This is a genomic window from Actinopolyspora mortivallis DSM 44261, assembly GCF_000384035.1.
Lineage (GTDB): Bacteria > Actinomycetota > Actinomycetes > Mycobacteriales > Pseudonocardiaceae > Actinopolyspora > Actinopolyspora mortivallis.
This window is the reverse complement of record NZ_KB913024.1, coordinates 3,026,921-3,048,853: the sequence shown is the minus strand read 5'-3', so window position 1 is coordinate 3,048,853 and position 21,933 is coordinate 3,026,921. Positions and strand designations below refer to the sequence as shown.

Sequence of the window (21,933 nt, the reverse complement as noted above, 5' to 3'; positions counted from 1 at the left end):
TCGATAGCTGCGGCCGAGTCATCCGGAGACAGCGCTGTCGAGAGTGTTCGAGGTGTTCGCGGTGCACGGCGAACTCCACGGGAGGTTCCGGAGCCCGGAGTCGGCGCTGCGCCTGCTCTCCCGGCGACGCAGGCTGCACCTGGTCCGCCTCGGCTCCGAGCCGAACGGCTCCGGACACGCCGTTCCCGGATCTCACGGCGAACCGTGAAACCGGGACCGCGCAGGAGGACTCACCGCGGCAGGAGGGGCCTTCCCGGCGGAGCCGGACCACGTCCGAGGACTCCTCCGGGAGCGGGTGATCAGGCCGAACCGGGTCTCAGCGTGCCCGGGAACCGCGCTGCTCGGTGTCCTTGTCCTTCCCGGGCGGGTCCGTGTCGTTCTCGGCCGCGTCCTCGGGGGTCGATCCGGTCAGCATCGCCATCGAGTCGGCCAGTGCCCGGGCGGCCTCCCCCACGTTCGGCAGGGGCGAGGGTTGCGTGGCGCTGTCCAACACGTCGGTCGCTCCGCGTAATTTCCCGGCCAGCCCGGTGAGTTCCTCCGCTTCGACTCCGTTCATCGTCCGTCTCCCTCGTTCCGTCCTCGCGTCGGTCCTCGGCCGGACGGGAGTCCGAGTTCCGGATCCGTCGTGCCGTCGAACCCCGTGATCACTCCATCGGCAGGCCGAGCGACCCGCTGGAGGTCCTTCCGGTGCGGAAACGGTGTGGGCACCGTCGTCCGTTCCGAAAGCGGTTCGATCCGGACCGACTCGCGGGATTCCGTTCTGGAAAACCGAGCATACCGAGTTTCGGGGCGGAGGATGAAACATTTTCAGTGCTGATTGTCACATCGCCCGAGCGTCGTTTCCGATATTGTCGACGGCGAGGTCGATCCTATTGTCGACCAGAGGATTCTCACCTTCTGGAACGATGTTTCGTGCCCGGGTTATTCCCCTTGCGGAAGGACGGCGGAAACCCCGTCCGGATTCCTTCCGGAAAACGGGCCGGACCGGAAAGCACCCGACGGAAGCCCACCGGTCCGGCCGCAGGTCACGACCTCGACCCGGCCCGATCTCCGTCCAGCCGAGGGGCGGCCGCGGTCAGCAGCGGACCGAGATCACTCTCGTCGGGCGGTTCCGCCAGGGGCCACCAGCGCAGATCGACCGACTCGGCGCTGCGCCGGGCGAGGGCCCCCTCCGGGGCGCGCACCAGGAACCGCACGTCGAAGTGCCGGGTGGGCACGCCGAGCGAGCACGTCACCGGGTGCACGTCCAGATGCACCGGCTCCTCCTCCACGGTCAGCCCCTCGATCCCGGACTCCTCGGTGGCCTCGCGCAGGGCGGCCCCGGCGAGCGTCTCGTCCGGGCGTTCACAGTGCCCGCCGAGCTGCAACCAGCGCCCCACGCGGGGATGCAGGGTCAGCAGCACGTGTTCGGCCGTGTGATCCACCACCAGCGCGGAGGCGGTCACGTGCCCCGGTTCGCACTCGCGCAGACACGCGTCCGGTCGAGCCAGCAGCAGGGTCACGAAGGCGTGCCGCAAGGCCTCCTGGTCGGGGGAGAACTCCGCTGCGGACCACTGCCGCAGCGTCCGCAGCGCGTCGGTGTGCGGGCCGTTCACAGCTCCAACAGCCCCCTTTCCGGATCACGGGGCTCCCGAGGTCCCTCCGAGGGAGTCGCCGGGTGCCCGACCGCCACCGCCCCCAACGGCTCCCATGCCGCGGGCAGTTCGAGCACGGAACGCACCACCTCGGGGCAGAACAGGGTCGAGGAGACCCAGCACGAGCCCAGCTCCTCGGCGGCCAGGGCGACCAGCAGGTTCTGCACGGCCGCTCCCCCCGCGACCAGGAACATCGCCCGTTCCGCCCCGGCACGGCGTTCGTCCGGGTACTCGTGCGCCCCGTCGCGGACCAGGAACGGGACCACCAGTTCCGGAGCCGCGTAGAGCAGATCCCCCCGGGTGACCCTGCGTTGGGCCCGCTGCTCGGAGAGCCCGTCGGTGCGCAGGTCCTCCAGCCAGGCGGTGCGCATCGCGTCCAGCAGCTTGGTGCGCAGCGTCCGGTCCCGCAGCCACACGAACCGCACAGGTTCGGTGTGGTGCGGGGCGGGGGCGGTCAGTGCCGCACCCACGGCCCGACGCAGGGCTCCCGAGTCCACCGGCGTCTCGGAGAACTCGCGCACCGAGCGGCGCAGCAGCACAGCCTCACGGTGTCCCCGCGCGATCGCCTCGGCCGTTCCCAGACGGAACAGGTCCTCCTCGACGGTGCGGACGAGGTCGCCTGCCACGGATCCGTCGTCCCGGACGGTCAGCCCGCGCACCACGGCCACGGGGGTGCCGCCGAGCTTGCCCTTGACCAGATCGGCCGCGGCGGCGACCTCGTCGGCCACCGCGACCGTGGTGACCTCCAGGGCGTTGCCGAGCGAGTCCTCGGTGCCCGCGTAGTGGTGCAGCACGGAGAGCCCCGCCGAGCCGATCGCCACGTCGGTCTGCCCGACCCTCCAGGCCCGTCCCATGGTGTCGGTGATCACCACGGCCACCCGGACCCCGAGCCGTTCGGACAGCGCGGCGCGTAGTTCCTCGGCACTGGCGTCCGGGTCACGTGGCAGCAGCGCGATCTCGTCCGTGGCGACGTTGGAGGCGTCCACCCCGGAGGCCGCCTGCACGATGCCGAGCTTGTTCTGGGTGATCAGTGTTCTGCCGCGCCGTGCCAGCACGTGATCGGCCTCGGACAGCACCAGTTCACGACGCAACGCGTCCCGCTGCTCGGGGTCCCGGGGAGCACGGACGATCCGGCCCTCGACCTTGGAGAGGACCTTGCTGGTGACCACCAGCACGTCGCCGTCCCGCAGCCACGGGGCGCGTGCGGCCAGGGCCGCGGCGAGGTCGTCCCCCTCGGAGAACTCGGGCAGGCCGGGAACCGCGTGCAGCTCCAGTCCCTCCACCGCCGCGTGGTCGCTCATCCGGTCACCTCCGGCAGTGCCACGCCTCCGATGTCGAAGGCGGCGCGGGCCATCTCCGCGCTGGCCGACACGTCCGACATGAGCAACGGCACCGACCGTGTGGCCACACCGGAGATCTGGGCGGTGTCGGTGCTGTGCACCAGCCAGGCGTCCAGCACACCCTCCTCGGAGGTGGAGCGGGAACCGTAGTGCTCGCCCACGGCCTGGGCCGTGCTGTCCACGCCGACCGCCTTCAGGCAGGCCTCGGCCATGCCGCGCACCGCGCGTCCTCCGACCACCGGGGACAGTCCCACCACCGGGGCGGAGGTGGAGCGCAGTGCCGCCCGCATCCCGGGTACGGCGAGTACGGCGCCGATACTGACCACGGGGTTCGACGGTGCCAGCAGCACGAGGTCGGCGTCCGTGATCGCCGCCACCGTCTCCTCGTTGGCGGAGGCCTCCTCGGCACCGACCTGGACGATCGCGTGGGCCGGGGGTCCGGCTCCGTAGCGGACCCACCACTCCTGGAAGTGCACGGCCCTGGGGCCGGAACCGCCGGGATCCTCGATCGCGACGTGGGTCTCCACACGGTCGTCGGTGACGGGCAGCAGCCGCACCCCGGGGCGCCAGCGGTCGCACAGCGCCGCGGTCACGTCGGAGAGCGTGTATCCCGCCCGCAGCATTCTGGTGCGGACCAGGTGTGTCGCCAGATCCCGATCGCCGAGGCCGAACCAGCTCGGTTCCGCTCCGTAGGCGGCCAGCTCCTCGGAGGCCGACCACGTCTCGCGGGAGCGCCCCCAGCCCTTGGCGGTGTCGATGCCACCCCCGAGGGTGTACATGCAGGTGTCCAGGTCGGGGCACACCCGCAGTCCGTGCATCCAGACGTCGTCGGCGATGTTGACGATCGCGGAGATCTCGTGCGGTGAATCTTGCTCGGGCTCGCCGATCGCGGGCAGTCCCAGGGCACTTTTGACCCCGAGCAGGAACTGCGCGCCACCGACTCCGCCGACCAGTACTGCGACCTTCACGACGGAAATCCTCCCACGTCCGGGTGGGCGGCGGTGGCGAACCTCGCCTCTCGGGCGGGCTCGCCCCGTCTGCTCAGAGGCGTTCCCAGAAGCGGAACAGGTAGTCGCCCTGGACGGCCAGCATCTCCGTTCCGCCGACGGTGTCGAACAGGGCGAAGGCCGCGTCGAAGAAGAGCGGTCCGACTCCCGGAACCACGACCAGGACCAGAATGATCCCCAGCGGTGCCCACGGTCGGGCCTGTTCCCCGAAATGGCGGGCCTGGGGGGACAGCCAGGGTTCCAACGCCCCGTAGCCGTCGAGTCCGGGGATGGGAAGGATGTTGAGTACGAAGGCGATCACCTGCAGGAACGCGAGGTACGACAGCCCCGCCGCGAGGGGCAGCGGCATGGCGATCGTGGCCACGGACGCGGTGAGTCCGATCCCGATCAGCAGGTTCATCACCGGACCGGCCAGGGAGACGGTGGCCTCGTCCTTTTTGGAACGCAGTGCCGCGTGGTTGATCCACACGGCTCCACCCGGAAGAGGGATACCGCCGATGAGCACGAACAGTATCGGCAGCAGCAGGCTCAACACGGGGTCGGTGTAGTGACGCGGGTCGAGCGTGAGGTAGCCCTTGGCGCGCACGGCACGGTCCCCACCCCGGAACGCGGTGATCGCGTGACCGAATTCGTGCAGGCACAGCGAGGTGGCCCACCCTCCGAGCACGATCAGCACCACGCCCGTGGTGACGAGGAAGCCGTTGTCCAGTGTGGCCAGAACGCCACCCAGTACGGTGACAGCCAACAGGGCCAAGAACAGGGGGCTCACGCGCATCGAGGTGTTTCGCACCCCACCAGTCTCCCGCCCTTTCGTCGAGCGTCGTCGGGGCGTCGGTGGTATTCCTAGATCCGGGATCTTGAAAAGGCCGAACGGAGTAACGAAATGAACACGCTGTGACGGGATGGGCGTACTCCGTCGAGACGTTTCCGGTTCCCTCCACGGAAGGTCTCGGCTTGACCGCGGAGGGCTACACGGGTGTAATCACAACAGTGTTATTCAGCCACCGAAATAGTTGATCACCATCCCCGCCAGGTATGGCAATGATCACCCGATCGGTGGCGCCGGGTGTAGGGAGGCCCGGAGGAGTGCACGGTCGGGCGACTTCGTGGTGGCGTGGCCACGAACCGCCCGGCGGCCGGGAATGACCGGCCGAGCGTCGAACCGGTGGGGAGCCGGTTCCCTACGTCCCGCGTGTCCTGGGGAGGTCCGCGGGATCGGAATAACTAAACGGGGGAGGTTCACATGTTGCAGATCGAGCGAAGCGACCTCACGGCGGGGGACGAGGCTCGTGTGGGCGAGCTCGACATTCTGGCCGGCCTGATCGGAATGGAGGAGGATCAGGACTGGCAGGAGCGTGCCCTGTGCGCGCAAACGGACCCGGAGGCGTTCTTTCCGGAAAAAGGGGGCTCGACCCGCGAGGCGAAACGTATTTGTGCCGGGTGTGAAGTGCGTTCGGAATGCCTCGAATACGCTCTGGAACACGACGAGAGGTTCGGTATTTGGGGAGGTCTTTCCGAACGGGAGCGACGCAGGCTCAAGCGGCAGGCGGGCTGACCCGGGTTCGTGACCCGCGACCCGGCGTGCTCCGCGGCCGGGCCGCACCGAGCGAGTACGGGCAACGGCCACCCCGCCACCGTGCCGTCCATTACCGTTACGCGGTGATCGGACCCCGGCACACGGGAGGAGAGGGTGGCCGTATTCCGTGCCGCCGCGCAGTCCGCGGCTCGAGCGCGTCCCCGGACGGAACCGGTACTCGCGATCGTGGTGTGCCGTCGCGGGGCGGAGCAGCTGGCCGAGGTGCTGGCGGCCTTGGAGGAGCTGACGGTGCGTCCGCGCCACGTGCTGGCCGTGGACCTCGGAGCGGGGATCGAGGAGTCCTCCTCGGGTGAAGGACCGCCACACGGCGTGGTCACCCCCGAGGCGGACACCGGATCCGGGGCCGCCGTCAACCGGGCCCTGGAGCTGGCCGAGCGCCGTTGGGGAGACCCCGGCAGCTGGGTGTGGCTGCTGGACGACGACACCCTCCCCGAGCCGGAGTGCCTGCGGACTCTGCTCCACGTGGCCGACACCGACTCCTCGGCCGCCGCGCTCGGTCCACTCGCCCTCGACGCGGACGATCCCCGGTTCGTGGTGGACGCGGCGCTGTCCATGGACACCTCGGGGCGTGTTCGCACCGGGACGGCCGAGTTCGAGATCGACCCCTCGTTGCGGAACACCGGCGACGGTGCGGAGGAGCCCCTCCAGGTTTCCGAGGTGCTGGCCGTACCCGCCTCGGGAGCCCTGCTGCGACGGGAGGTGTTCGAGGAGCTCGGCGGGTTCGACGAGGAACTGTCCTCGGGTGGGTCCGAGGTGGACCTGGGATGGCGGATCAACGCCACGGGGCACGTGGTGTTGTCGGTTCCCGCCGCCCGAGTGCGGCGACCGGATCGGGACCGCTCCCGGCCGCTTCGCGGCACGGTCGTCGAGGACGGGGCCGGTCCCGCCGACAGACGGGCGGACGAACTGTTGGTCTACCTGGCCAACACGGGCCCGCGCGCCTACCGGACGGCGCTGCTCCGACTGCCGCTGACCGCGGTGCTCCTCGTGCTCGGCTGTGTCCTGAGCGGTCGGCGGGCCCGGGCCCGGGCCGAAGTCGTGGCCGTGGGAAGGCTGATGCGCGGCGGACTCCGAGTCCGTGCCGCACGGGAGGGGCACGGCCGGAGCGGTGCGGCCCACGACGTGCGGGAACTCCTGATCGGAAGAACCGCCCGGCTCCGCGCGGCACTGGTGACCGGTTACGCACGGCTCGTGCGACGTCGGGTGCGCCGGGACACCACCCTCGGACTGCCGGAGACCCGGGGCGGACGTCCGGTGGACAGGACCGGACACGACCTTCCCCGACACGGGCCGGACGCCCTGCCCGTCGGTGCCCTCGGCACGGGTGGCTCCCGGAGGAGGTCCGCCGTGGGACTGCGCAAACCGAACGGGTCCGTGGTGGTCTCCCTGCCGGAGGCAACCGCGACGGCGGAGGAGGACGAACAGCGCCCCTCCCCGCGTCCCCGTGGGCGGGAAGAGGCCGGGGAGCCCGCCCAGGATCTGCTGCTGGTGCCGGTGAGTCGTGCGCGGGTGGCGCGCGAGCTGTTGCTGAGTCCGCCGCTGGTGCTGGTCGTGGGGCTGACGCTGTTCTCGCTGGCGGTGCACGGTCTGGTGGCGGAGGTCAGCCGGTTCGGACTGGATCCGCACGGAGGGAGGCTGCTGCCGGTTCCCGATCTGGAAGGCACCTGGTCGACCTACCTGGCGGCCTGGCATCCGGTGCACGGCGGTACCGCAGCCCCCGCCTCCCCGGCCCTGCTGGTTCTGGGGCTGCTCGGAGGGGTGTTGGCCCCGTTCGGGGGCCCTCCGACCGCGCTCGCCCTGCTGCTGTTGCTCCAGGTGCCGCTGGCCGGGGTGGCGGCCTACCACGCCGGCGGAATCCTTCCGGCCTCCCGCGCGGCACGCGCGGTGGTGGCGGCCGCCTACGCGCTGTTGCCGGTGGGGATGCTCGCCACCAGCCAGGGACGGATCGACGTGGTACTCGCCCACGTGATGCTGCCACCGTTGCTGGTCGGGATCGGATCGGTGGTGGGGGCCCTTCCCGCCCGTACCCGGGGTGGACCGAACTGGCTGGGCACCACGTGCAGGCTCGTGCTCGGTCTGGCGCTGCTGGCGGCGTTCTCCCCGGGAACGTACGTGCTGTTGGTGTTGGTGGCCGTGGTGGGGTTCGTCTCCCCGGCCGCCGTGCCCACCGGACCGCTCCGCCGCACGGGTGGTTTCGCCGCCCTGGTGCTGTTACCCGTGGCCTGCCTGCTGCCCTGGCCCGGTGTCTGGCTGAGTGAGCCCGGAATCCTGCTGCACGGCACGGGCGCTCCGATGTCGGGGACCGCTTCGGGAACTCCGCCGTGGGGCTCGCCCCCGGATGTCGCGGCGCTCGGAGGGGCGGGGCTGGTACTGCTCGTCGCCGCGTTGTTCGCGGGGGTCTACGCCCGTGACCGTCTCGTGCTGCCCGGCGTGCTGCTCGTACTCCTCGGTGGGGGCGCGGCCCTGCTCGTGGTCTCACTCCGCCTCCCACCGGTGTCGGGTGGTTCTCCCGTCCCGGGGTGGCCGGGTGGTCCGCTGCTGGTCGTGTCCTGTGGTCTGCTGTGGATCGTGCTCGCTGCCGTGGCGGGAGCGGAGAGACCCCCGCTCTCCCCGTCGCTGCGCCGCGTGACCGCCACCGCCGTGGTGCTCTCGGTGCTACTGCTCGCCGCGGGCGCGGCTGCCGTGGGGCGCACCGGACCACTGCGCATGAGCGGAGGGGACACCAGTTCCGTAGCCGGGTTCACGGCGGACGGCTACTGGATGAGGCTGCGCCCGGGGCAGGTGCCGGTCCTGTCCCCACGACGGCAGCCGGAGTTCGGGACGGCGAGCCTGCCTCCCGCCGAGGGGGCGGTCTCCGCGTTGGAGCGGATCCAGCGGGATCTGCTGTCCGAACGGGCCGAGCGGGTTCGTTCCGGGGTGGTCGCCGCCGCCGCCCGAGGGACGGGGCGGATCGTGCTTCCCCAGCGACGGGCGTCTCCGTTCGGGGAACTCGCCGGTGACCTGGTGGAGGACCTCGGGCACGCCGACGGTCTCGGCAGGGTCTTCCGGGTGGAGTTCCCGCACACCCGGGTCGCTCTTCTCGGCCCCGCCCAGGCCACCGAGGCGCGGGAGGGAGCACCGCCGCGTCCCCAGTCCCGGCCGATCCGGGTGCGGGCGGAGCTTCCGCACGTGACGGTCCGTTTCTCCCGGGGAGCCCCGGGACGTGTGCTGCTGCTCGCCGCGCAGCGGGAACCGGGGTGGTGGGCCCGGGTGGACGGCGAGCGGGTCGGACTCGCCACCGGCTGGGGCGGGCAGCTGGCTGTTCCGCTTCCGGAGAAGGCCGGTGAGGTGACCATCGGCTACACCGGTGTTCCCCGCACCACGCTGCTGACGGTGCAGGCTGCCGCGCTGCTGTTCACCGTGATCGGTGCGCTTTCCCGACGTTCCCGGAGACCGGGCACGCGGCACCGGTGGTAGGGCCGCCGACCGCCCTCATCCCCGGCCGGGAACCGGGGACGACCACGCCGGTGGCCCTACTGGTTGCCCCCGATCACGCCGGGGTCGAGTCCCAGGTAGTTGGCGACCTGTTCCACCAGCACCTCGTACAGCAGGTCCACCAGGTCCGCACGGTTGCGTGCCCGGGCTTCCAGCGGTCTGCGGTACAGCACGATTCGGGCCCTGGTGGGCAGACCGCGTCGGTCCACCCCAGCGGGGACGAGACGGGCCAGCGGCACGTTCGAGTCGAGCACCACGTCGTCGCCCCAGACCACCGACTCGGGCGAGGTGCCCTCGACCTCCGGTACCTCGTCCACGGCCACGTCCAGCTGGGTCAGCTCCGTCTGCCAACGCTGCTCGATGGGTTCCAGCGCTTCCAGCACGAGCGCGTCGAAGCGTTGGGACCGGCTCTTGGCGGCCGGCAGTGAGGAGGGATAGAGCGGTCCGCGCAGCCCGCGGCCACGCCGTTCCCGACGCTTCCCGAGCCGTTGCCGAGTTTCCCGTGCGGTCACCACGCGACGAGGGTACGCCGCGTGTGTGGTGCTATGGCAATCGTGTGGACACATCCGGGGACAAACCCGCCCCCCGACAGGGGAGATCGGTCCTGTCCTCTCCACGTGTCGTACTTCACTGAACGAGTGATTCCCACGGTGTGAACGGGCGGTGAGCGGAGTCTTGTCGAGCTGTGCCGGTGCCGAGGCCCGGTTGTTCGGGTGTGTTTTCCGCGTGCCGACGAGTGCCGACGTGACAAGGGCGCTATGGTGCCAGGCGTGCGGAGCGTGAGGCGTTGCTCGCGAACCGGGTGTACCCGCCCGGCGGTGGCTACGCTGACCTATGCCTATGCGGATTCGACCGCCGTGGTCGGGCCGCTGGCCAGCTATGTCGAACCCCACAGTTACGATCTCTGCGAAGAGCACGCGATGCGGTTGACCGCCCCGAAGGGGTGGCACGTCGTGCGGCACGAAGGGGAGTTCGCCGCCGCGCAACCCTCCGAGGACGATCTGACGGCGCTGGCCGAGGCCGTTCGTGAGGCGGGGCGCACGGACCCCTCCGAAGGAGGGGAGTCCGGCTCCCGTCCCGGCAGGGGGATCCGCCGGGGGCATCTGCGCGCGTTGCCCGATCCGGGGGAGGAGTAGTTCCCCGCCGGTTCCGCGAGGCACGGAGGCGAGTGAGTGTGAGTCCTGGCACAGTCGTTACGCCCCCGGGACGGAGAGGGCGCCGCGCCCCCGGAAGGGCCCGGACGCGGAGGTGGACGACCATACGTGCGGGCGGCCTGGTGTCGGGCCGGGGAAACCGCGTGTCTTCGGGGTCCGGCGGTTCGGAGGGGCGGTGCTGGGCTGATCGGGCAGTGGTCTTGGCCGTCCGGCGGACAGCACACCGCCCGTGGGCGCCGGTAGGCTCGGCACGCGGGCAAGAGTGCCGTTAACTTACGGGGAGAGTGCAGCGTGCGGGACCTGTCGGGGATCGTCAAGGCGTACGACATCCGGGGTTTGGTGGGTGAGGAGCTGGACGCGGAGCTGGCCAGGGAGGTCGGTGCCGCGTTCACCAGACTGGTCGGAGGACCCGCCGTGGTGGTCGGCCACGACATGCGGGAGTCCTCCCCAGAACTGGCCGCGGCGTTCTCCGAAGGGGTGACCGGCCAGGGCATCGATGTCGTGCACATCGGTTTGGCCAGCACCGACATGCTCTACTTCGCCTCCGGGCACCTGGACCTGCCCGGTGCGATGTTCACCGCCAGCCACAACCCGCCCGAGTACAACGGGATCAAGCTGTGCCGGGCCGGGGCCGCCCCCGTGGGACAGGACAGCGGACTGTCCGAGATCAAGGAGCTGATCGGCCACGGAGTGCCCGAGTTCCTGGGGGCGCAGGGAAGCGTCACCCGACGCGACATGCTCCGCGAGTACGCCGACTACCTGCGCGGGCTGGTGGACCTGACCTCCATCCGTCCACTGCGGGTGGTGGTGGACGCGGGCAACGGCATGGCCGGACACACCGTGCCGAGCGTGTTCGAGGGACTGCCCATCGAGCTGGTACCCCTGTACTTCGACCTCGACGGGAGCTTCCCGAACCACGAGGCGAACCCGTTGGAGCCGGCCAACCTGGAGGATCTGCGTGCCAAGGTTCCCGAGGTGGGAGCCGACCTCGGACTGGCCTTCGACGGGGACGCGGACCGCTGCTTCGTGCTGGACGCCGCCGGTGAGGCCGTGTCCCCCAGCGCGATCACGGCGCTGATCGCCGTCCGGGAACTGGAGGTCGAACCGGGTGCCTCGATCATCCACAACCTGATCACCTCCAGGGCGGTTCCCGAGATCGTCAGCGAACACGGGGGCAAGCCGGTGCGTACCAGGGTCGGTCACTCCTTCATCAAGCAGACGATGGCCGAGACCGGTGCGATCTTCGGTGGGGAGCACTCGGCGCACTACTACTTCCGTGAGTTCTGGCGCGCGGACTCGGGGATGCTGGCCGCGCTGCACGTACTCGCCGCGTTGGGCGGGCAGCAGGACACCCTGGCCGGGTTGATGTCCGACTACTCCCGTTACGTCGCCTCCGGCGAGGTCAACTCGCGCGTGGACGACCAGACGAGCAGGATGCGTGCCGTGATCGAGGAGTTCCGTCACCGTAACGGTGCTCGTATCGACGAGCTCGACGGGCTTACCGTGGAGTTGTCGGACGGTTCGTGGTTCAACCTCCGTCCGTCCAACACGGAGCCGGTTCTCCGGTTGAACGTGGAGGCCACCGATTCCGAGAGGATGTCGGCGCTGCGTGACGAAGTGCTCACGATACTGCGCAGGTGAACGATCACGGGAAATGTGGGCGACGCTATCCACATGGAGGCTCGCCCCACGGGCGTGTCGGTGGGATGGTGTTCGTCCCGTCGGTGTCGGCGGCGTGAACATCCGGGAGGAACAGTGAGTATCGCGATGGATCCCCGACTGCGCGAGATCCTGGTGTGCCCCTGCCCACGGAACGCGCCACTGCGGGACGGTCTCCCCACGGATCCGGACGCCGATTACCTCACCTGCCAGTCCTGCGGACGGAGCTTTCCGGTCCGGGACGGGATTCCCGTGCTGCTGTTGCAGGAGGCGATCGGAGGCCCCGAGGCCGACACCCCCTCCGAAGGCCCTGGAAAGGGGTGAGGGTGGTGCTGGACGACAGCATGCTGGACGATCAGCGGCGCCTGTTCGAGGCGGACACCCAGGGGCTGCTCCGCCAGGCGGCCCTGGCCGGGGCGCAGGTGCGCTCGGCGGCGCACTCCGCGGCCGAGGTGGGACTGGACGTGCTCGGGGGGCAGCGCCCGCGTGCTCTCGTGCTGCTCTCCCGGCCGGGTGTGGGCGCGGCCGCCTGTGACTCGTTGGCCGCGTTGCTCGGCTCGTCCTGTCCGGTACCCGTGGTGCGTACCGAGGTGGTGCCGTCCTGGATCGGTCCGCTCGACGTGGTCTTCGCCCACGGCCCGGACGGTGGGGACCGGGAGCTGGCCGAGTCGTTGGAGGTCGCCGGCAGGAGAGGGGCCGGGGTGGTGCTCGCCACCCCGGACGAGGGTCCGGTGGCCGCCGCCGTCGCCGGTCGGGCGCGAACGGTGTCGCCGCGGATTCCGGTGGCCGCCGGACTGGACTTCGCCCACGTGTTCACGGTGGGGGCCTGCCTGTTGGAGGCGCTCGGGCTGCTGCGGATCGACACCGAGGAGCTGGCCGACGCCCTGGACGAGCGAGCGGCTGCCACCCATCCCGCCCACGAGAGTTCGCGGAATCCGGCGAAGAACCTGGCCCTGCGCTTGGCCGAGCGGATGCCGTTGCTGTGGGGAGTGGACGAGCTGGCCACGGCCGTGGCCGGGCACGGCGCGTTCGTGCTCGGCTGTTACGGGGGAGTGCCGTGTGACGTGGGCGAGTACGCCCAGGCCGTGAACCGCTACGCCCTGTACGACAGGGCGGCGAGCGCGGGAAGCGAAGCCGAGTTGTTCGCCGATCCGGGGGAGGGCACGGCAGGGCTGCGGGTCCTCCTGCTGACCACCCGGGCCGGTGAGCGGGCGGGTTTCCTCGAACAGCGGGCCACGGCGGCCTTGCCGGGGGCGGACGTGCTCTCCCCGCCGGAGACGGCGCGGGAGGACGCGACGCTGCGTGCGGGGCTGCTGGCGGTCGGTTTCGACATGGCCGCGGTGTATCTCGGACTGGCCTCGGGGTTACTGGACGGTCACCAGCGTCCTATGCTCACGACGTCCTGAGGCGAGGGACGGGTGGTTGTCCTGGAGCTCCTTCGGAGTGTTCGGGACCAGGCGATGAATCCCCGGGTGCGGTGAACAACGGGCCTCGGAGTGGTCCCCGGTGTGACCGGACGGGGCCGGTGCGGGGAAACGCGGTTAGACGAGGAAGCGAGAAGGACAGTGGAGTTACTGCGCAACGCGGTACGCCCGTACGCCTGGGGGTCCCGGACCGCGATCGCGGAGCTGCTCGGTCGTCCCGTACCCGCACCCCATCCCGAGGCGGAACTCTGGATGGGAGCTCATCCCGGTGATTCCTCGCGACTGCTGCGCCACGACGGGTCCGAGGTCCCGCTGGTACGACTGCTGGACTCGGAACCCACCTACCAGCTGGGGCGGGGATGCACCGGACGGTGGGGCAATCGCCTTCCCTTCCTGATGAAGGTGCTCGCGGCCGACGAGCCGTTGAGCCTACAGGCGCATCCCTCCTCCGAGCAGGCCGCCGAGGGGTTCGCCCGGGAGGAGGAGGCCGGCATCCCGCGCAACGCACCGGACCGCAACTATCCTGACCCCACCGCCAAACCCGAGCTGATCTGTGCGCTGACGGAGTTCCACGCCCTGGCCGGCTTCCGCGACGCCCACCGCACCGTTCGTCTGTTGAACCAGCTCGACGTGCCGGGGCTGCGCGCTCACACCGGACTGCTGGAGGCACAACCCGACCGGGACGGGCTGCGGGCGCTGTTCACCACGTGGATCACCCTTCCCGAGGACAACCTGCGTGCGCTGATGCCGGAGCTGTTGCGCGCCTGCTCGGAGCACGTGCGTGCCGAGGGAGAGTTCCGGCTGGAGTGCGCGACCGTGCTGGAACTGGGCGAGTCCTACCCGAACGACGCGGGTGTGCTCGCGAGCCTGCTGCTCAACAGGCTGGTGCTCCAGCCGGGTGAGGCCATCTACCTGCCTCCGGGGAACCTGCACGCCTATCTGCGGGGCACCGGGATCGAGATCCTGGCGAACTCGGACAACATCCTCCGCTGCGGGTTGACTCCCAAGCACGTCGACGTCGCCGAGTTGTTGCGGGTGCTCGACTTCGACAACGGACGGATGCGGGTTTCGACGGGAACGAGGCGCGACGCGAACCTGACCGTCTACCAGACGGAGGCCGACGAGTTCGAGCTGTCCAGGGTGGACTGGCCCTGTGGCGACAACTCCGAGGTGGCCCTGGACTCGGCGGGGCCGCAGATCCTGCTGTGCACCGGGGGCGGGGTGCGACTCTCACCGTTGAACACCGGGCACGGGGTCAACGGGCACGGTGTGCCTTCCTCCCTGCGGGAGCTGGAACTCGAACGCGGCGACTCGGTGTGGTTGGCCGCCTCCGATCCCTGTGTGGTGGCCCGTCCGCTCGACACGGCCGCCGAGACCCAGTTGTTCCGGGCCGCGCCGGGACTCGTGTGAACCCTGGGGCACGTTCGGCGTAGGTGTGTCTTCCGAGGTTGCGGGGGCGTCGCCCGGAGCCTTCCGATTTTCCCATCATGCGAGAGGTATTGTCCCGTTCCTTGGGTGAGGCACGTCACCGACGACGTCGTGGAACCTCGGAAATCCGGACGAAACGGTCTGCCGGGGCACGCGGGAGACACGAAACCCTATCACGGTGGCCGATTTTCGTGGTTGTCCGTGATCGGACCTTCACCGTGTGGATGGGCTGCCGATACCTGGGGCGAGGGATCTCGTAACCCGGGGTATACCCTTTTCGGGGGAACGGGAACGTTTTCCCACGGTATGGGAAACGCTCCGCGAGGGTGGTCGAGCTGCGGGCGCACCTCGTTCGGCGCCGGTGGTTTTCCCGCATCGTGGACGCGAGTCATGGGGGCCGGTTCGTGGGAGGAGTCCTCTCCACCCCGTGTCCGACGCGGTGGGCCCGTTAGCGGATCGTGCTCCCGATCGTCATGGACAACGACCACGTGGCCGCTATCGTGCGGTCTCACACGAGAGCCTGTCCGAAGCCGTGCTCGGTGCCGAGGAGCCGGTGTCACGCCGTGACGCGAGGTTGACTCGACTCCGCGAACCGGCCGACTTCGACACGACAGGCGTCGACAGTGATTCGAGGAGGCAGGGTGCCGGGACACGGACTATGGCGAACCAAGACAGTTGAGCAGTCGATCCTGGATACCGACGAACCGGACACCAAACTGCGGAAGAACCTCGGAACATGGGACCTGATCGTCTTCGGTGTCTCCGTGGTCATCGGAGCCGGGATCTTCACCATCGCCGCCCAGACCGCCGGAGACGTCTCCGGACCCTCGGTGTCCCTGGCATTCCTGCTGGCCGCCGTGGCCTGCGCGCTGGCCGCGCTGTGCTACGCGGAGTTCGCCTCCACCGTTCCCGTGGCGGGCAGTGCCTACACCTACTCCTACGCCACCTTCGGGGAGTTCCTGGCCTGGATCATCGGCTGGGACCTGATCCTGGAGTTCTCCATCGCCGCCGCCGCCGTGGCCAAGGGCTGGTCCTCCTACCTGCACCAGGTCCTGTCCAGCGCGGGCCTGCCGGTGGAGACCATGATTCCCCTGGGGCCGTTACACCTGGACTGGGGGGCGATGCTGCTGGTGGCCGTGCTGGTCGGCGTGCTGGCCAGCGGAACCAAGCTCTCCGCGCGGGTCAGTCTGGTCATCACCGCTATCAAGGTCTCGGTGGTGCTGTTCATCATCATCGCCGGGATCGCCTACATCAAACCGGACAACTACACACCGTTCATCCCCGAAGCCCAGTCGGCCTCCGAGAGCGGGCCGGTACTGGAGCAGTCCCTGTTCTCGCTGATCGTCGGCGGTGAGACCAGCAACTACGGTGTCTACGGCCTGCTGGCGGGAGCCTCGCTGGTGTTCTTCGCCTTCATCGGGTTCGACATCGTCGCCACCACGGCCGAGGAGACCAAGGACCCGCAGCGGAACGCTCCCCGGGGAATCCTCGGCTCGGTGGCGATAACCACCGGCCTCTACGTCGCGGTGGCGCTCGTGGTGACCGGTATGGCCAACTACACCGAGCTGGCCACCGGTCCGGACGGGGAAAGCGCCACCCTGGCCACCGCCTTCCAACTCAACGGGGTGCACTGGGCGGCCAGCCTCATCTCACTCGGAGCGCTGATCGGGCTGACCACGGTGGTGATGGTGCTGTTGCTCGGACAGACCCGGGTGCTGTTCGCCATGTCCCGGGACGGACTGCTGCCTCGGGGCCTGGCCAAAACCGACCAGCGCACCGGCACGCCCGTGCGCACCACCCTGTTGGTCGGCGGGGCGGTTTTCCTCGCCGCGGGTTTCTTCCCGTTCAGCAGGCTGGCCGAGATGGTCAACGTCGGCACGCTGTTCGCCTTCAGCCTGGTCTCGGTGGGGGTGATCGTGCTGCGGCGCAAACGTCCCGACCTGCCCCGTGGCTTCCGCGCCCCGCTGGTGCCGCTGGTGCCGATCCTGGCCGTGGTGGCCTGTGTCTGGCTGATGCTCAACCTCACGGCGCTGACCTGGATCCGCTTCGCGGTGTGGATGGTGGCCGGAGTCGTCATCTACTTCCTCTACAGCCGCAGCCACTCGGTGCTGGCCGAACGGGAGCGTGCCGGGGAGATCCCCGACTGAGCCGCCCCCACAGGGGCCCGGTGACGACGCCGGGGAGGACCGTCCCCGGGACGGTTCTCCCCACGGGAGGCCGGAACACCTCCACCACGGACGATGCGGGCCGCCGAGTCAGGACACCCCCTGGTGAACCGTGTGGCCGGCTCCCCTGGCGCGGCTGGGCAGCCTCAGCCGCATGGCGGGGTAGGGACGTGCCTCGAACCCGAACTCCCGGTACATGTTCGAGCCCTCCCCGGTGGCGAACAGGTCGATGTCGGCGACCTCCGTCTCGGCGCGGAACCAGTCGAGCAGCTGACGCACGCAGGCTCGCGCGTAGCCCCTGCGGCGGTACGGGGCGGCCGTGACCACGTTCGAGATCCGCCCCCGTATCCCCGTGGTGTTCGAGGGACTCGGCGGATCGTGGTTGATCTCTCCCAGGGCAGCGGCGACCAACCGGCCGTCGGACACTTCGGCGACGACCACCACGGCCTCCTCGGCGGAAAGCTTCCGCGTGAACCACGCCGCGGCATACGAGCGCCACGTGTGATCGTCGGAGTTCCTGCCCATGGACGTGAACATCTGGGCGCGCAGCTCGACCAGCGCGTCGATGTCAGCCGTGGTGGCTCTGCGGATATTCACCATGACTCGTCATTTTCCTCAGAGGCCGGTGACGAAGTCCACCTGATTCGTCGTCGACCGGCTTCAGTGCCCGGAAGGACGCAGCGCCGGCCCCCGTTCCCACGGGGGAGTGATTCCCGGAGGGTCGAAGGTCTCGGTGGTGGGGTCGGTAACGGTTCTTCGTGTCCCGGACGGTTCCGCCGGTGCGCCCGCCTGCTCCGGACGTGGTTCCGCCGGAGTGTCCTCACCGGTACCTCGTGTCTCGGCCGCGCCCCCGTGACGGAGGGGGGACTGCTCCGGAGCCGCCGGTTCCAGCGGGATGACGGGAGCCGACCGCTCGGGCGGAGAGCCGTCGGGGGAGGCCGGTTGCGGGGCCCCGTTGAGTGTGGGGGAGTGGGCCGCGACCCCGGCCACCGGCGTGCTGAGCGGCAGTTGGGTCCCCCGGGCGGGAATCTCCAGCCCCGCCGCCATGGAAACCGCCCGATCCCACTCCGGATCGCCGCTGTACTCCCAGTGGCGAAGCAGTCCGGCCATCCAACGGCGGTGTTCGAACGGTCCCCGCTGCGGATCCGGCAGCCAATGGTCCCCCCCGAGAACCAGGGCCCCGGTCGGTCCCCGGGCGGCCGCGGGCAGCGGCCCCGTCGTCCCGTCGGGACGGAAACCGACTCCCAGCAGCTTGCCGTCGTAGACCTGCCTGCTCCAGGTGCTCACCCCACCCCCGATGGGGTCGGTCCCCCGGCACAGCGAACGCCAGCGCCCGTCCAGTTCCCCGGCCAGCTCCCGCTGGGAGTCGTGGCCGAGTACGGCGGGGAATCCCCGGGCGTAGGCCCACTGTAGCTGTGAGCCGGCCGTGACGAGACCGACGCGGCGACGATCCCGTTCGTCCAGCTCGCGGAGCAGCCGCGCCGTCGCGACGGAGGCGAGCAGACTGCCCTGGCTGTGGCCGGTGATCACCACGCGCGTGTGCGGGTCCTCCAGGTGTTCCCTGGCCCTGTTGACCAGTTCCGGCACGACTTTCAGCGCGTAACACGGAGGGACCATGGGATGGGCCTCACGGGGCCAGAAGAGCGTGAGGTCGCACAGTACACCGAGTTCTCGGGCCGCTTCGGGTCTGCGTACGGCCAGATACACCATGCGGAGAAGAAACGCGGCCAGGGTTGCCAGCGTGCCCACCCCGAGGACCATGAGCCAGCGACCCCAGAACGGGGGGTGGGAGAAACCCAGCCGCAGCGCGGCTGCCGTCACCGCCCCGGCCGACAGCACTCCGGCGAGCACGAGTACCGCCTTGTGCCCGTGCGCGCGTTGCAGCTCGGCCCACTTCCACGCTCGCTCGGCGCTGCGCTGGTCGGCGGAGCGGCCCGCGTGTAACAACTCGACCTCGGCGGAGACCGGTTCCGCTCCGCGCAGCGTGTTCCACCAGCGGAGCCAGACCCAGGGGACGAGGACGAACCCGGCCGTGACGAGCAACGCCGTGGCCGAGCCCCACAACAGGGTGGCGGTGTCGTAGGAGTCGGGCAGCAGCGGTCGCCCACCGAGAGCCTCGCGGGTGGTCAGGGTCAGCCCCGCCCCGAAGCCGGTCCCCAGCAGGCAGGCGATCAACAGCACCGGCGCGGCGAACCACCCGCCGGCCCAGGGGCGAAGTCGGGCGGGCAGGCCGCGCCAGCGGTCGCGAGCCAGCAGCACGGTGGGCACCAGCAGCAGGGCCACGAATCCGCAGGAGACCAGCATCCCGACAGTCAGCAGCTCGATGACCGGTCCGGAACCGGCGAGCGGGCCGTTGAGTTCGACCGTCGGTGCGGTCACCAGCACCACCAGCATCGTGAACGCGACGAGCACCCTCCGTGGTCTGCGGGACAACACCGTTCGGACCGCACGACGGAAGGGGGGCTCGGCGCGTCCTTCGGAGTCGGTGGGATCGTCCAGCAGCAGCACACCGACCACGCACCCGACGGTGAGCACCGCGGTGACCCACCAGCGCGGGTCCGGGGAGGGGGCGGGTCCGCCCAACGCGATCAGCAGCATCGCGCACAGCCCGGCCACCGTGTGCAGTATCCGCAGCGCCGGCGTCTCCGGGTCGCGCACCACCTCGGCACCGGGCAGTCGCGGGCTGCGCGCCGGGGAGGTGCTCTCGGGTCCCCTCCGTCCGCACACCCGCCAGGACCTGGCCGAAAGACGGTGCATTCCCAGCACCACCGCCGAGACGAAGGCCATGGCCACGACCGAACGCGGTGCCTGGAAGACGCGGGCCCCTTCGGGGAAGGGGGGCAGGCACTCCGCTCCGGGACGCAGGCACTGGGAGGCGATCAGATCCAGACTCAGCACGGTCAGGTGCGCGACGAACAACATCGTCAGCAGCAGCGCCGTCAGGCGGATTCCGGCGCGCAGCGTTCCACCGAGCCACCGGAGCGGACGTGACCCCGTCTCGGTGGGGGGAAGCATCCAGTGCGCCATGTTCGCCAGGGCGAAGGGGAACAGCAGTGCCCAGAGGGCCTTGCTTCCCCCCGAGGTCATGTCACCCCACACATATCCCTCGATCGAGCGAGGAACGGTGCGTTCGCCCGCCGTCAGGTCCGGTCCCGGAACGGGCCGCAGCAGTCTGTCCGCCGGACGCACGATGCGCCCGACCCCGTCTCCGGCGACGTCCACGGAGGCCACCGAGTCCGTCAGATCCTGGGGTTTCGTGCCGAGAATGCCGTGTACCCGCAGCTCGACCACGCGAGTGTCCGGCCCGGGTACGTGCACTGTTCCTCCTGTGGGTCGACGGCGGAGTGCGGGACACGCCTTCAGCCGATTGTCTCTTCTCGACGGTCGTGTTGCGAGCGTTCCGGTGGAGATTGTGCGCCGATTCCCCGGAACTGCCCAACAGTGTGAATCGTTGCTCGGGTTCCCTCGCCCACACCGGGTGTCCTCGTCGGCGACGTTTCCCCGGTGAGTAGGGTTGCCCGCCGTGGGGCGGCTGATCGTGATCGAAGGACTGGACGGTGCGGGCAAGCAGACCCTGACCGCCGCGCTGTCGACCGAGCTGGAACGCAGGGGGTGCTCGGTGGGCGGGGCTGCCTTCCCCCGCTACGGAACGGACGTGCACGCGGACCTGATCTCCGAGGCCCTGCGCGGAGACCACGGGGACCTCGCCGAGTCCGTCTACGGGATGGCGGTGCTCTACGCGCTGGACAGGTGGTACTCCCGCACCTGGCTGCGGGAGCGGGTCGCCGAGCACGACGTGCTGCTGTTGGACCGCTACGTGGCCTCCAACGCCGCTTACGGGGCGGCCCGGCTGGGGCAGGACGCCGCGGGGGAGTTCGTCGACTGGGTGGGACGGCTGGAGACGGAGCGGTTCGCCATGCCCACACCCGACCTGCAGGTTCTGCTGAACGTTCCCACCGAGGTCGCGGCACGGCGGGCCGAGCGACGGGAACGGGCGGCCGGACGTGGCGGTGGAGACCGCTTCGAAGTGGACTCCTCGTTGCAGGAGCGTTGTGGCGAGGTCTATCTCGGGCTCGCCGAGTCCTCGTGGTGGTCCCCCTGGCACGTGGTGGACAACGCGGACGCCGCGGACCCGGCGGGGCTGGCCGACCGGGTTCTCGCCTAGTTCCCCCGACAGGAGGTGCTCCGTTCGGCCGTATCCGCTCCTACGCTCTGGGCAATGGTTCGGCGACCTGCAGTGATGATTACCGGGCGGTGTGTGCCCCCGTGGTGCGAAGTGCAACCATGTGGGGCATGAAGTCACGCGTGCTCGTGGTGGACGACGACCCGGCCCTGGCGGAGATGCTGACGATCGTGCTCCGTGGTGAGGGGTTCGACACCGCCGTCGTCAACGACGGCACCAAGGCGATGCCCGCGCTGCGTGAACTCAAACCCGACCTGGTGCTGCTGGACCTGATGCTGCCGGGGATGAACGGCATCGACGTGTGCAAGGCGATCCGTGCCGAGTCGATGGTTCCCGTCGTCATGCTCACCGCGAAGAGTGACACCGTGGATGTGGTCCTCGGTCTGGAGTCCGGTGCCGACGACTACATCGTCAAGCCGTTCAAACCCAAGGAGCTGGTGGCGCGGCTGCGGGTGAGGTTGCGGCGGACCGAGGCCGAACCCGCCGAGGTGCTGTCCATCGGTGACCTCACGATCGACGTTCCCGGGCACGAGGTCACCAGGGACGGGGTACCGATCTCGCTGACCCCGCTGGAGTTCGACCTGCTGGTCGCGCTGGCCCGGAAACCGCGTCAGGTGTTCACGCGCGAAGTGCTGTTGGAACAGGTGTGGGGGTATCGTCACGCTGCGGACACCAGGCTGGTCAACGTGCACGTGCAGCGACTCCGTTCGAAGATCGAGAAGGATCCGGAGCATCCGGAGGTCGTGCTCACGGTGCGCGGGGTCGGTTACAAGGCCGGCCCTCCGTGATCCGCGCTTCGGCCAGCACGTTCGTACGGCGGGACGGACACCGTGAGTGACAGGAGAATCCGGCGCGGTTGGCCGCGTTC

At 70.0% G+C, this 21,933-nt stretch carries 19 protein-coding genes; 11 read left to right on the top strand and 8 right to left on the bottom strand.

Annotated features, from left to right (window positions below; genetic code table 11):
* Positions 1–61 precede the first annotated feature (61 nt).
* On the top strand, positions 62–208 hold the full coding sequence (locus ACTMO_RS23005; RefSeq protein WP_169509067.1) for a hypothetical protein: 147 nt from the start codon (positions 62–64) through the stop codon (positions 206–208).
* 108 nt (positions 209–316) lie between these two features.
* Here the strand turns inward: ACTMO_RS23005 and ACTMO_RS21130 are convergent, their stop codons facing one another.
* From ACTMO_RS21130 to ACTMO_RS0114310, 5 genes are all read right to left on the bottom strand, one after another.
* Positions 317–556 carry a hypothetical protein gene (locus ACTMO_RS21130; protein WP_019855382.1) on the bottom strand — a complete coding sequence of 80 codons (240 nt, stop codon included), beginning with the start codon at positions 554–556 and terminating at the stop codon, positions 317–319.
* A gap of 469 nt (positions 557–1,025) precedes the next feature.
* Positions 1,026–1,595, bottom strand: a complete 570-nt coding sequence (locus tag ACTMO_RS0114325) for an NUDIX hydrolase (protein ID WP_019855381.1) — start codon at positions 1,593–1,595, stop codon at positions 1,026–1,028.
* Positions 1,592–2,935, bottom strand: coding sequence for a coenzyme F420-0:L-glutamate ligase (locus ACTMO_RS0114320; RefSeq protein WP_019855380.1), 1,344 nt, complete (start codon positions 2,933–2,935; stop codon positions 1,592–1,594). Before ACTMO_RS0114320 ends, ACTMO_RS0114325 begins: the two co-directional genes overlap by 4 nt.
* Entirely contained in the window at positions 2,932–3,942 is a 1,011-nt protein-coding gene (gene cofD, locus ACTMO_RS0114315; RefSeq protein ID WP_019855379.1) for a 2-phospho-L-lactate transferase, read from the bottom strand. Before cofD ends, ACTMO_RS0114320 begins: the two co-directional genes overlap by 4 nt.
* Positions 3,943–4,015: 73 nt before the next feature.
* A complete protein-coding gene (locus ACTMO_RS0114310; RefSeq protein WP_019855378.1) occupies positions 4,016–4,771 on the bottom strand; it encodes a site-2 protease family protein in 756 nt (251 codons plus the stop codon).
* Positions 4,772–5,308: 537 nt separating this feature from the next.
* On the opposite strand from ACTMO_RS0114310, the gene ACTMO_RS21125 reads away from it, so the two are divergent.
* A complete protein-coding gene (locus ACTMO_RS21125; protein ID WP_169509107.1) occupies positions 5,309–5,536 on the top strand; it encodes a WhiB family transcriptional regulator in 228 nt (75 codons plus the stop codon).
* A gap of 135 nt (positions 5,537–5,671) precedes the next feature.
* Complete coding sequence (locus ACTMO_RS0114300) at positions 5,672–9,034, top strand: glycosyltransferase (protein WP_019855376.1); 3,363 nt, start codon at positions 5,672–5,674, stop codon at positions 9,032–9,034.
* Between the two features lie 56 nt (positions 9,035–9,090).
* Here ACTMO_RS0114300 and ACTMO_RS0114295 read toward each other — a convergent pair whose 3' ends face one another.
* Positions 9,091–9,567 (bottom strand): metallopeptidase family protein, encoded by a 477-nt coding sequence (locus ACTMO_RS0114295; protein WP_019855375.1) that lies wholly within the window; start codon positions 9,565–9,567, stop codon positions 9,091–9,093.
* Positions 9,568–9,822: 255 nt separating this feature from the next.
* Between ACTMO_RS0114295 and ACTMO_RS0114290 the strand changes: the two genes are divergently transcribed.
* The 6 genes from ACTMO_RS0114290 (at position 9,823) to ACTMO_RS0114265 (ending at position 16,864) form a co-directional block, all read left to right on the top strand.
* A complete protein-coding gene (locus tag ACTMO_RS0114290; protein ID WP_342670111.1) occupies positions 9,823–10,188 on the top strand; it encodes a DUF3499 domain-containing protein in 366 nt (121 codons plus the stop codon).
* Positions 10,189–10,497: 309 nt separating this feature from the next.
* Complete coding sequence (locus ACTMO_RS0114285) at positions 10,498–11,847, top strand: phosphomannomutase/phosphoglucomutase (protein WP_019855373.1); 1,350 nt, start codon at positions 10,498–10,500, stop codon at positions 11,845–11,847.
* Between the two features lie 114 nt (positions 11,848–11,961).
* Complete coding sequence (locus ACTMO_RS0114280) at positions 11,962–12,189, top strand: Trm112 family protein (protein WP_019855372.1); 228 nt, start codon at positions 11,962–11,964, stop codon at positions 12,187–12,189.
* Positions 12,186–13,271, top strand: coding sequence for a hypothetical protein (locus tag ACTMO_RS0114275; RefSeq protein ID WP_019855371.1), 1,086 nt, complete (start codon positions 12,186–12,188; stop codon positions 13,269–13,271). Before ACTMO_RS0114280 ends, ACTMO_RS0114275 begins: the two co-directional genes overlap by 4 nt.
* A gap of 159 nt (positions 13,272–13,430) precedes the next feature.
* Complete coding sequence (gene manA, locus ACTMO_RS0114270; protein WP_019855370.1) at positions 13,431–14,699, top strand: mannose-6-phosphate isomerase, class I; 1,269 nt, start codon at positions 13,431–13,433, stop codon at positions 14,697–14,699.
* Between the two features lie 659 nt (positions 14,700–15,358).
* Positions 15,359–16,864 (top strand): amino acid permease, encoded by a 1,506-nt coding sequence (locus ACTMO_RS0114265; RefSeq protein WP_019855369.1) that lies wholly within the window; start codon positions 15,359–15,361, stop codon positions 16,862–16,864.
* A 108-nt stretch (positions 16,865–16,972) separates the two neighbouring features.
* Here the strand turns inward: ACTMO_RS0114265 and ACTMO_RS21120 are convergent, their stop codons facing one another.
* Both ACTMO_RS21120 and ACTMO_RS21115 read right to left on the bottom strand, forming a co-directional pair.
* The gene (locus ACTMO_RS21120) at positions 16,973–17,482 is read right to left on the bottom strand and encodes a GNAT family N-acetyltransferase (RefSeq protein WP_019855368.1); all 510 of its coding nucleotides are present in this window, start codon (positions 17,480–17,482) and stop codon (positions 16,973–16,975) included.
* Positions 17,483–17,542: 60 nt separating this feature from the next.
* Entirely contained in the window at positions 17,543–20,200 is a 2,658-nt protein-coding gene (locus ACTMO_RS21115) for a lipase family protein (protein ID WP_033401547.1), read from the bottom strand.
* Between the two features lie 205 nt (positions 20,201–20,405).
* On the opposite strand from ACTMO_RS21115, the gene ACTMO_RS0114250 reads away from it, so the two are divergent.
* Positions 20,406–21,047 (top strand): dTMP kinase, encoded by a 642-nt coding sequence (locus ACTMO_RS0114250; protein ID WP_033401955.1) that lies wholly within the window; start codon positions 20,406–20,408, stop codon positions 21,045–21,047.
* Positions 21,048–21,175: 128 nt separating this feature from the next.
* Positions 21,176–21,853: an MtrAB system response regulator MtrA gene (gene mtrA, locus ACTMO_RS0114245; RefSeq protein WP_026449242.1), complete on the top strand. Its 678-nt coding sequence runs from the start codon at positions 21,176–21,178 to the stop codon at positions 21,851–21,853.
* Positions 21,854–21,933 lie beyond the last annotated feature (80 nt).

What these genes read in the sequence shown, in the direction of transcription:
- ACTMO_RS21130 (WP_019855382.1), bottom strand. Translation starts at nt 556, where the DNA reads ATGAACGGAGTCGAAGCGGAGGAACTCACCGGGCTGGCCGGGAAATTA.
- ACTMO_RS0114320 (WP_019855380.1), bottom strand. Translation starts at nt 2,935, where the DNA reads ATGAGCGACCACGCGGCGGTGGAGGGACTGGAGCTGCACGCGGTTCCC.
- ACTMO_RS21125 (WP_169509107.1), top strand. Translation starts at nt 5,309, where the DNA reads ATGGAGGAGGATCAGGACTGGCAGGAGCGTGCCCTGTGCGCGCAAACG.
- ACTMO_RS21120 (WP_019855368.1), bottom strand. Translation starts at nt 17,482, where the DNA reads ATGGTGAATATCCGCAGAGCCACCACGGCTGACATCGACGCGCTGGTC.
- mtrA (WP_026449242.1), top strand. Translation starts at nt 21,176, where the DNA reads ATGAAGTCACGCGTGCTCGTGGTGGACGACGACCCGGCCCTGGCGGAG.